The sequence below is a fragment of the Streptomyces tibetensis genome, from assembly GCF_040647715.1.
Lineage (GTDB): Bacteria > Actinomycetota > Actinomycetes > Streptomycetales > Streptomycetaceae > Streptomyces > Streptomyces tibetensis_A.
The window spans coordinates 90,657-100,815 of the sequence record NZ_JBEZCR010000020.1 but is presented as its reverse complement, the minus strand read 5'-3'; the positions used below and the strand labels follow the sequence as shown (position 1 = coordinate 100,815).

Annotated in this window: 9 protein-coding genes; 2 read left to right on the top strand and 7 right to left on the bottom strand. The window is 69.1% G+C overall.

Going from position 1 to position 10,159, the window contains the following annotated elements:
• Nucleotides 1-257 precede the first annotated feature (257 nt).
• From AB0B29_RS36110 to thyX, 3 genes are all read right to left on the bottom strand, one after another.
• The gene (locus tag AB0B29_RS36110) at nucleotides 258-1,943 is read right to left on the bottom strand and encodes a ribonuclease J (RefSeq protein WP_362246693.1); all 1,686 of its coding nucleotides are present in this window, start codon (nucleotides 1,941-1,943) and stop codon (nucleotides 258-260) included.
• Nucleotides 1,944-2,094: 151 nt separating this feature from the next.
• Nucleotides 2,095-2,994, bottom strand: a complete 900-nt coding sequence (gene dapA, locus AB0B29_RS36105; RefSeq protein ID WP_104789166.1) for a 4-hydroxy-tetrahydrodipicolinate synthase — start codon at nucleotides 2,992-2,994, stop codon at nucleotides 2,095-2,097.
• Between the two features lie 212 nt (nucleotides 2,995-3,206).
• Complete coding sequence (gene thyX, locus AB0B29_RS36100) at nucleotides 3,207-3,947, bottom strand: FAD-dependent thymidylate synthase (RefSeq protein WP_351641728.1); 741 nt, start codon at nucleotides 3,945-3,947, stop codon at nucleotides 3,207-3,209.
• Nucleotides 3,948-4,123: 176 nt separating this feature from the next.
• On the opposite strand from thyX, the gene AB0B29_RS36095 reads away from it, so the two are divergent.
• Together AB0B29_RS36095 and AB0B29_RS36090 are read left to right on the top strand one after the other, a co-directional pair.
• Nucleotides 4,124-4,363, top strand: coding sequence for a hypothetical protein (locus AB0B29_RS36095; RefSeq protein ID WP_362246691.1), 240 nt, complete (start codon nucleotides 4,124-4,126; stop codon nucleotides 4,361-4,363).
• Between the two features lie 111 nt (nucleotides 4,364-4,474).
• Nucleotides 4,475-5,029 (top strand): hypothetical protein, encoded by a 555-nt coding sequence (locus AB0B29_RS36090; RefSeq protein ID WP_362246689.1) that lies wholly within the window; start codon nucleotides 4,475-4,477, stop codon nucleotides 5,027-5,029.
• Nucleotides 5,030-5,137: 108 nt separating this feature from the next.
• On the opposite strand, the gene AB0B29_RS36085 is transcribed toward AB0B29_RS36090, so the two are convergent.
• Genes AB0B29_RS36085 through AB0B29_RS36070 form a run of 4 tightly spaced genes read right to left on the bottom strand, consistent with a single transcriptional unit; the run spans nucleotide 5,138 to nucleotide 9,981 of the window.
• Nucleotides 5,138-5,593 carry a hypothetical protein gene (locus AB0B29_RS36085; RefSeq protein ID WP_362246687.1) on the bottom strand — a complete coding sequence of 152 codons (456 nt, stop codon included), beginning with the start codon at nucleotides 5,591-5,593 and terminating at the stop codon, nucleotides 5,138-5,140.
• Between the two features lie 13 nt (nucleotides 5,594-5,606).
• Entirely contained in the window at nucleotides 5,607-6,359 is a 753-nt protein-coding gene (dapB, locus tag AB0B29_RS36080; RefSeq protein WP_362246685.1) for a 4-hydroxy-tetrahydrodipicolinate reductase, read from the bottom strand.
• 29 nt (nucleotides 6,360-6,388) lie between these two features.
• On the bottom strand, nucleotides 6,389-7,768 hold the full coding sequence (locus AB0B29_RS36075) for a M16 family metallopeptidase (protein ID WP_362246683.1): 1,380 nt from the start codon (nucleotides 7,766-7,768) through the stop codon (nucleotides 6,389-6,391).
• Complete coding sequence (locus AB0B29_RS36070; RefSeq protein WP_362246681.1) at nucleotides 7,765-9,981, bottom strand: polyribonucleotide nucleotidyltransferase; 2,217 nt, start codon at nucleotides 9,979-9,981, stop codon at nucleotides 7,765-7,767. Before AB0B29_RS36070 ends, AB0B29_RS36075 begins: the two co-directional genes overlap by 4 nt.
• Nucleotides 9,982-10,159: the final 178 nt, after the last annotated feature.

The window sequence follows — 10,159 nt, the reverse complement described above, 5'->3', positions numbered from 1 at the left end:
TCCGACTCTATCAGATCTTTCCGATCCGATTTCCTCGGTGCTTTCCAGGTTCCCGCTTCCGCGTTTCCCTTTCCGGCGGTTCCGACTTTATCAGAGGTTCTGAGTCGGAATTTCCTTCCCGGCCGGGCATGGTCACCGTGCCTGAGTTGGCGCGGGTGCCCCGTCGGGAGGAGTTGTAAACCTACTGGAGCGGGGCGCCTCGATGCAAATCGAGGCGCCCCGCTCCCAGTTGGCCCGGGCTCAGGCCCGACGGACCGTCAGACGTCCACCACGACAGGCAGGATCATCGGCCGGCGCCGGTAGGTGTCCGAGACCCACTTGCCCAGCGTGCGGCGCACGAGCTGCTGGAGCTGGTGGGGTTCCACCACGCCGTCCTGGGCGGAGCGTTCGAGCACTTCCGTGATCCTGGGGGCCACCTCGCCGAAGGCGGAGTCCTCGATGCCGGAACCGCGGGCCTGGATGTGCGGGCCGCCGGTGATCTTCCCGGTGGACGAGTCGATGACCACGAAGACCGAGATGATGCCCTCGTCGCCGAGGATCTTGCGGTCCTTGAGGGCCGGCTCGCCCACGTCACCGACCGAGAGACCGTCGACGTAGACGTATCCCGCCTGGACCTTGCCGGAGATCTTCGCCTTGCCCTCGATGAGGTCGACGGCGACGCCGTCCTCGGCGATGACGATGCGGTCGTGCGGGACGCCGGTCAGGGCGCCCAGCTCGGCGTTGGCCCGCAGGTGGCGCCATTCGCCGTGCACCGGCATCAGGTTCTTCGGACGGCAGATGTTGTAGAAGTACAGCAGCTCGCCCGCCGACGCGTGGCCGGAGACATGGACCTTGGCGTTGCCCTTGTGGATCACGTTGGCGCCCCAGCGGGTGAGGCCGTTGATCACGCGGTAGACCGCGTTCTCGTTGCCGGGGATCAGGGACGACGCGAGGATCACCGTGTCGCCCTGGACGATGCGGATCTGGTGGTCGCGGTTGGCCATGCGGGACAGGGCCGCCATCGGCTCGCCCTGGGAGCCCGTGCAGACCAGGACCACCTCGTTGTCCGGGAGGTCGTCGAGCGTCTTGACGTCCACGACGAGGCCCGGGGGCACCCTCAGATAGCCGAGGTCCCGGGCGATGCCCATGTTGCGGACCATGGAGCGGCCGACGAAGGCGACGCGGCGGCCGTACTCGTGCGCCGCGTCCAGGATCTGCTGGATGCGGTGCACATGGCTGGCGAAGCTCGCGACGATGATGCGCTTGCGGGCGCCGGCGAAGACCTGGCGCAGGACGTTGGAGATCTCCCGCTCGGGCGGGACGAACCCCGGTACCTCGGCGTTCGTCGAGTCCGAGAGGAGGAGGTCGATACCCTCCTCGCTCAGGCGTGCGAACGCGTGGAGGTCCGTGAGGCGGCTGTCCAGCGGGAGCTGGTCCATCTTGAAGTCGCCGGTGTGGACCGCCATGCCCGCCGGGGTGCGGATGGCCACGGCCAGGGCGTCCGGGATGGAGTGGTTGACCGCGATGAACTCGCAGTCGAAGGGGCCGATGCGCTCGCGGTGCCCCTCCGCCACCTCGAGGGTGTAGGGGCGGATGCGGTGCTCCTGGAGCTTGGCCTCGATGAGGGCCAGGGTCAACTTGGAGCCGATCAGCGGGATGTCCGGCTTCTCGCGCAGGAGGAAGGGGACGCCGCCGATGTGGTCCTCGTGCCCGTGCGTGAGCACGATGCCCTCGATGTCGTCGAGGCGGTCCCTGATGGACGAGAAGTCCGGCAGGATCAGGTCGATTCCGGGCTGCTCCTCCTCGGGGAAGAGCACTCCGCAGTCGACGATCAGCAGGCGGCCGCCGAATTCGAAGACCGTCATGTTCCGGCCGATTTCGCCCAGGCCGCCGAGCGGGGTGACACGCAGGCCGCCTTCGGGGAGCGGCGGGGGCGTGCGGAGTTCGGGATGCGGATGACTCAAAAGACTCTCCTCACCACACACGCCACGTACCGGTGGCACGTGGCGCGCGTGACGTTCGTGCAGAAGCAGTTGTCTGTGTGGGGTGCGGGCACCGGTGGCCCGCTTATTCAGTTGTGAAGCAGTTGCGCGGAGGTCCGCGCGAAGTCTGTTGTCAGAGCTGTACCCCACCGGCAGCAAGATCGATCTTGAGTTGCTCGATCTCCTCGGGCGCGCATTCGACCATGGGAGCGCGCAGAGGCCCGGCGGGCAGTCCCTGCAGGGCGAGCGCCGCCTTGGTCGTCATCACGCCCTGGGTGCGGAACATACCCGTGTAGACGGCGAGCAGCTGCTGGTGGATCTCGGTGGCCTTCTGGACGTCGCCCGAGGTGTACGCCTCGACCAGGGCGCGCAGCTCGGGGGTGACGACGTGCCCGACGACCGAGACGAAACCGACCGCGCCGACCGAGAGCAGGGGCAGGTTCAGCATGTCGTCGCCGGAGTACCAGGCGAGGCCGGAGCGGGCGATGGCCCAGCTGGCGCGGCCGAGGTCGCCCTTGGCGTCCTTGTTGGCGACGATGCGCGGGTGCTCGGCGAGGCGGACGAGCGTCTCGGTGCTGATCGGGACGCCGCTGCGGCCGGGGATGTCGTAGAGCATCACCGGAAGGCCGGTGGTGTCGGCGACGGCCGTGAAGTGCCGGTAGAGGCCTTCCTGCGGCGGCTTGTTGTAGTACGGGGTCACGACGAGCAGGCCGTGTGCGCCGGTGCGCTCCGCGGCCCGGGCGAGTTCCATGCTGTGGTGGGTGTCGTTGGTGCCGACTCCGGCCACCACGTGGGCGCGATCGCCGACCGCCTCCAGGACCGCCCGTACGAGATCCGCTTTCTCCGCGTCGCTGGTGGTCGGGGACTCGCCGGTGGTGCCGTTGATGACCAGGCCGTCGTTGCCTGCGTCCACCAGGTGGGCGGCGAGCCGCTGCGCGCCGTCGAGGTCGAGTGCGCCGTCCGCCGTGAAGGGCGTGACCATGGCGGTGAGGACCCGCCCGAAGGGGGTCTGCGGAGTCGAGGTCGGAGCCATGGGTTACACGCTACTCGTTGCTCAGGACCGGGTCTGCCCATGGGGCAGGCGACAAGTCGTGACAAAAGTGGAGCCCGGCACTGCCTGCTCGGGGGTTCAAGCAGTGCCGGACCCGTTTGATCAGGCTAGATGAACTTCTCCAAATGCCGCAATACGGACACTTCGCGCGGCTGAACCGTACATCTGTACCTGATCGGGAAAACCGGGACGCCTTACGGCGCCACGCGTCCGTTCGCATTGAAGGCGGCGTAGGTGAGCGGCATCAGCCGGGACCACTCGGCCTCCATCTTCTCGCCGACCATCTCGATCTCGCGCTGCGGGAAGGACGGGACCTTCGCCAGTTCGTGCTGGGTGCGCAGGCCGAGGAAGTGCATCAGCGAGCGGGCGTTGCAGGTGGCGTACATCGACGAGTACAGGCCGACCGGGAGGACCGAGCGAGCGACCTCGCGGGCGACGCCGGCGGCGAGCATCTCCTGGTAGGCCTCGTACGCCTGCCGGTACGAGTCCTCCATCACACGGCCGACCAGTTCCTGCTGGGCCTGGGTGCCCTCGACGAAGACGTACTTGCCCGGGCGGCCCTCCTGGACCAGCTTGCGGGACTCGTCGGGGACGTAGAAGACGGGCTGGAGCTCGCGGTAGCGGCCGCTCTCCTCGTTGTACGACCAGCCGACGCGGTGCCGCATGAACTCGCGGAAGACGAAGATCGGGGCGCTGATGAGGAAGGTCATCGAGTTGTGCTCGAAGGGGCTGCCGTGCCGGTCCCGCATCAGGTAGTTGATCAGGCCCTTGGAACGCTCGGGGTCCTTCTTCAGCTCGTCCAGGGACTGCTCGCCCAGGGTCGAGACGCGTGCGGCGAAGAGGACGTCCGCGTCGGACGCAGTGTGCTTGACCAGCTCGACGGTGACGTCGCTGCGGTAGCTGGGTTTGAGGTCGTCGGCGGGGGTGTCGGTCACGGTTGGCAGGGCCTTCCCATCTCGTCGTGTGGCGACGCCACTCTACGGCCCGGCCGATTCGCCGCGATCGGTGCCGTGCCGCAATGAAGTCGGTGAAACAGGGCACCTCTGAGGGAGTTCGTTCGTCTCTACAGACGAAAGTGATCCGTTCCACCCTTGAAGGAGACGTACCCCTGATGTTCGGTCGGCGTGAACCCGTACCGTTTGCCTTCGTCGCCGAGGCCGACAGGTTCCGCAGCAATGTCACTCCCCCACCGCGCGAGCGGTCGTCCGTCGGTGAGATGGCCGGGCGCTGGCTGCTGGGGCTCACCATCGTGGCGGGGCTCGTGGGGTCCCTGGTCATCGGGACGCCCGCGCTGACGCCCGACAAGACGGCTGATCAGCCTCAGCAGTCGCAGGCGTCCGACAGGCGCTGACCCGCGCCGGGCCGGCGGTGACTCCATCCGGCCCCCGCCAGTGGTGACCGGGGCCACAGATCGGTAGCCTCACCGGGCACAGCCCACGCATGGATCGAGTGAGGACCAGCCGTGCCCCTGCCCTTCCTGACGGCCGACCGTGTTTTCGAGGCGGCGGACGACGTTCCGCTGCCCCACGAAGACCGTGACCGCTGGCGGCGTCCGTACCGGCCCGGTCCGTGGCGCGTCGTGGTGGCCGCGCTCGCGCTGCTGCTCGCCTCGTTCGTGCTGTTCGCAGCGGTCATCATCGCCGCGACGGCCCAACTCCCCTCTGCGGCCCTGGTGTTCGGGCTGGCGCTGCTCGTCATCGCCGCGGCGCTCCGGCTGCTGCGCATGGGCGTGTGGGTCAGCGCACGCGGGCTGCGGCACGTGGGGTTCCTCACGACGCGCACGGCGTCCTGGGGGCAGGTCGTCTCGGTGCGTACGGTGCAGCAGCCGGTGCGCTGGCTGGGGCTGCCGCGGACCGTGCAGGGGCAGGCGCTGCTGCTCGGGCTCCAGGGCCGGGAGGCGGGCGATCTGCCGCCCCTGATGACCACGCACAACGCGGACTTCCTGGGGCGCGCGGAGGCCTTCGACCGGGCGGCCGACTCGGTCGAGGCGTGGGCCGAGGACTACGGCCCGCGCTGACGCCTGAAGCCTCGTGCCTCATGACGGAGGGGCCGGACCGTTTCACGGTTCGGCCCCTCCGTCATACGTGGGCGGCCTTACAAGCCACTGTCATGCGTGGACAGCGGTTCAAGCTGCTTCGGGCTGCTTGCCGTCGTGCAGGGCGATCGCGCGCTGCATCGCCTTGCGGGCGCGCGGGGTGTCACGGGCGTCGTGGTAGGCGACGGCGAGGCGGAACCAGGTGCGCCAGTCGTCGGGGGCGTCCTCCGTCTCGGCCTTGCGCCGGGCGAAGACCTCGTCGGCCGAGTCGCGGTCGATGCGCCCGCTGGGGGTGCGCCGCAGTTCGTCGACGGGCAGCCCGCCCTCGGCGTCGAGTTCGGCGGCCAGTTGACTGGCCCTGCGGGCGAACTGCGTGTTCTTCCAGAGGAACCACAGGCCGATGACCGGCAGGATCAGCACGGCGACACCGAAGGTGACGGTGAGGGGCGTGCCGATCTCGATGAGCAGGACACCACGGCTGCCGACCAGGACGAAGTAGACGACCAGGACGGCGGCGGTCAGAGCGTAGGTGAGCTTCGCGCGCATGACGGTCAGGGGCTCAGTTCAGGTCCAGGAAGTGTTCCAGGCCGAACGTCAGGCCCGGGGTGCTCACCACGCGGCGGGCTCCCAGCAGGATGCCCGGCATGAAGCTGCTGTGGTGGAGCGAGTCGTGCCGGATGGTCAGCGTCTCGCCTTCGCCGCCCAGCAGCACCTCCTGGTGGGCCAGCAGGCCGCGCAGGCGGACGGAGTGCACGGGGATGCCGTCGACGTCCGCGCCCCGCGCGCCGTCCAGGGCCGTCTCCGTGGCGTCCGGTGCCTCGGCGGCACCCGCCTCGGCACGAGCCGACGCGATGAGCTGGGCGGTGCGTGTGGCGGTGCCCGACGGGGCGTCGACCTTCTTCGGGTGGTGGAGCTCGATGACCTCCACCGACTCGAAGTACGGTGCCGCGATCTGCGCGAACTTCATGTTCAGCACGGCGCCGATGGAGAAGTTCGGCGCGATGAGCACACCCGTCTCCGGGGAGGCGGACAGCCAGCCGTTCAGCTGCGCGAGGCGTTCGTCGGTCCAGCCGGTGGTGCCGACGACCGCGTGGATGCCGTGGCCGACGCAGAACTCGAGGTTGGCCATGACCGAGTCGGGCGTGGTCAGTTCGACCGCGACCTCGGCGCCGGTCTCGGTCAGCGTCTCCAGCTTGTCGCCCCGGCCGAGGGCGGCGACCAGTTCCATGTCCTCGGCGGCTTCGACGGCCCGGACGGCTTCCGAGCCGATCCGGCCCTTGGCGCCGAGGACCGCCACGCGCAGCTTGCTCATCTCTTGTGCTTCCTTCAACCAGGGGATCGTCAGGCGACGGCGTCGTTGAGGCGGGTCGCCTGTTTGTCCTTCAGCGGGCCGATGACCGACAGGGAGGGCCGCCGTCCCAGGATCTCGCGGGCGACCTCGCGGACGTCGTCCGGGGTGACCGACGCTATCCGCGACAGCATGTCGTCGACGGACATCTGCTCGCCCCAGCACAGCTCGCTCTTGCCGATACGGTTCATCAGCGCGCCCGTGTCCTCCAGGCCGAGGACCGTGGACCCCTGGAGCTGGCCGATCGCACGCCCTATCTCGTCGTCGGAGAGGCCGTGCTGGGCGACCTGGTCGAGTTCGTCGCGGCAGATCTTCAGCACGTCGTGCACCTGCGCAGGCCTGCAGCCGGCGTAGACGCCGAACAGGCCGCAGTCGGCGAAGCCCGAGGTGTACGAGTACACGCTGTAGGCCAGGCCGCGCTTCTCGCGGACCTCCTGGAAGAGGCGGGAGGACATGCCGCCGCCGAGGGCGGTGTTCAGTACGCCCAAGGCCCAGCGTCGCTCGTCCGTGCGGGACAGGCCCGGCATGCCGAGCACGACGTGCGCCTGCTCGGTCTTGCGGTCGATCAGGTCGACACGGCCCGCGGTGCGCAGGGCTCGCGTGCCGCTGCGCGGGGCGACCGGGTCGGCGGCCGGGTTCTTGAAGGCTCCGGCCTTCTCGAAGGCGGCACGGACCTGCCGTACGACCTTGGCGTGGTCGATGTTGCCGGCGCAGGCCACGACCAGGTGGGTCGGGTCGTAGTGCTTCTTGTAGAAGCGGCGGATGCGGTCGGCGGTGAGGGCGTTGACCGTGTCGACCGTGCCGAGGACCGGGCGGCCGAGGGGGTTGTCGCCGAACATCGTGTGCGCGAACAGGTCGTGCACGCAGTCGCCCGGGTCGTCCTCGGTCATGGCGATCTCTTCGAGGATCGCGCCCCGCTCCACGTCGACGTCGTCCTCGCGGATGAGCGAGCCGGTCAGCATGTCGCAGACGACGTCGATGGCCAGCGGCAGGTCGTTGTCGAGCACGCGTGCGTAGTAGCACGTGTACTCCTTGGCCGTGAACGCGTTCATCTCGCCGCCGACCGCGTCCAGCGCGGCGGAGATGTCCAGGGCCGACCTGCGGCTGGTGCCCTTGAAGAGCAGGTGCTCCAGGTAGTGGGTGGCGCCGTTCAGGGCCGGGGTCTCGTCGCGGGAGCCCACGTGCGCCCAGATGCCGAAGGTCGCGGAGCGGACCGAGGGCTGGGTTTCGGTGACGATGCGCAGGCCGCCGGGGAGGGTGGTCTTGCGGACCGTACCGATGCCGTTCTCGCCCTTGATGAGGGTTTGGGTACGGGCGACGGCCCGCGCCTCCGAGGAGGTGCGGGCCGTCGCCTGGAAGCCGCGGGACGTCACTTGTCGCCGTCGTCCTTCTTCTCGTCGCCGTCTTCGCCCTCGATGACCGGGATCAGGGAGAGCTTGCCGCGGGAGTCGATCTCGGCGATCTCGACCTGGACCTTGGCGCCCACGCCGAGAACGTCCTCGACGTTCTCCACTCGCTTGCCGCCGGCCAGCTTGCGGATCTGCGAGATGTGCAGCAGGCCGTCCTTGCCGGGCAGCAGGGAGACGAAGGCACCGAAGGTGGTCGTCTTCACGACCGTGCCCAGGTAGCGCTCGCCGACCTCGGGCATCGTCGGGTTGGCGATGCCGTTGATCGTGGAGCGGGCGGCCTCGGCGGCCGGGCCGTCGGCGGCACCGATGTAGATGGTGCCGTCGTCCTCGATCGTGATCTCGGCGCCGGTGTCCTCCTGGATCTGGTTGATCATCTTGCCCTTGGGGCCGATGACCTCGCCGATCTTGTCCACGGGGATCTTGACGGTGATGATCCGCGGGGCGTTCGGGGACATCTCGTCCGGGGTGTCGATCGCTTCCATCATCACGTCGAGGATGTGGAGGCGGGCGTCACGGGCCTGCTTGAGGGCCGCGGCCAGGACGGAGGCCGGGATGCCGTCCAGCTTGGTGTCGAGCTGGAGGGCGGTCACGAAGTCCTTGGTGCCGGCGACCTTGAAGTCCATGTCGCCGAAGGCGTCCTCCGCACCGAGGATGTCGGTGAGGGTGACGTAGTGCGTCTCGCCCTCGATCTCCTGGGAGATCAGGCCCATGGCGATACCGGCGACGGGGGCCTTCAGCGGCACACCGGCGTTCAGCAGCGACATGGTGGAGGCGCAGACCGAGCCCATGGACGTCGAGCCGTTGGAGCTCAGCGCCTCGGAGACCTGGCGGATCGCGTAGGGGAACTCCTCACGCGTCGGCAGGACCGGCACGAGGGCGCGCTCGGCGAGGGCGCCGTGGCCGATCTCGCGGCGCTTCGGGGAGCCGACGCGGCCGGTCTCGCCGGTGGAGTACGGCGGGAAGTTGTAGTTGTGCATGTAGCGCTTGCGGGTCACCGGGGAGAGGGTGTCCAGCTGCTGCTCCATGCGGAGCATGTTCAGGGTGGTGACGCCCAGGATCTGGGTCTCGCCACGCTCGAACACGGCGGAGCCGTGGACCCGCGGGATGGCCTCGACCTCGGCGGCCAGGGTGCGGATGTCGGTGACACCGCGGCCGTCGATGCGCTTCTTCTCCTTGATGACGCGCTCACGGACCAGGGTCTTGGTCAGCGCGCGGTACGCGGCGGAGATCTCCTTCTCGCGGCCCTCGAACTCCGGGAGGAGCTTCTCGGCGGCGAGACCCTTGACGCGGTCCAGCTCGGCTTCGCGCTCCTGCTTGCCGGCGATGGTCAGCGCGGAGGCGAGCTCCGGGCGGACGGCGGCGGTGAGCGCCTCCAGGACGTCGTCCTGGTAGTCGAGGAAGATCGGGAACTCGCCGGTGGGCTTGGCGGCCTTGGCGGCGAGGTCCGACTGGGCCTTGCAGAGGACCTTGATGAAGGGCTTCGCGGCCTCGAGACCGGCGGCGACGACCTCCTCGGTCGGCGCCTCGGCGCCGCCCTCGACCAGCTTGATGGTCTTCTCGGTGGCCTCGGCCTCGACCATCATGATCGCGACGTCGCCGTCCTCCAGGACGCGGCCCGCGACGACCATGTCGAACGCGGCGTCCTCGAGCTCGGTGTGCGTCGGGAAGGCCACCCACTGGCCGCGGATCAGCGCGACGCGGACGCCGCCGATCGGGCCGGAGAAGGGCAGGCCGGCCAGCTGCGTGGACGCGGACGCGGCGTTGATCGCGACGACGTCGTACAGGTGGTCGGGGTTGAGCGCCATGATCGTGGCGACGACCTGGATCTCGTTGCGCAGGCCCTTCTTGAAGGAGGGGCGCAGCGGGCGGTCGATCAGGCGGCAGGTGAGGATGGCGTCCTCGGAGGGACGGCCCTCACGGCGGAAGAAGCTGCCGGGGATCTTGCCGGCGGCGTACATCCGCTCCTCGACGTCCACCGTGAGGGGGAAGAAGTCGAGCTGGTCCTTGGGGTTCTTGGAGGCGGTGGTGGCCGACAGCACCATGGTGTCGTCGTCCAGGTACGCCACGGCGGAGCCGGCGGCCTGCTTGGCCAGGCGGCCCGTCTCGAAGCGGATGGTGCGGGTGCCGAAGGCGCCGTTGTCGATGACGGCCTCGGCGTAGTGGGTCTCGTTCTCCACTAGCGTTATCTCCTCGTCTTCGTCCCGTCGCTGCCCGTGTGGCAGGGGGACGGTTGCGGAGAAGCGCTCCGGGCTGTGCGGGCCGGTCTTCGATCGAAGCACCCGGGGCTCGCTTTCCCCGGGGGCCACTACCGAGGACCGGCGGCGGCTAGGTGCGCCTCTCCTCTTCTTGTTGTGC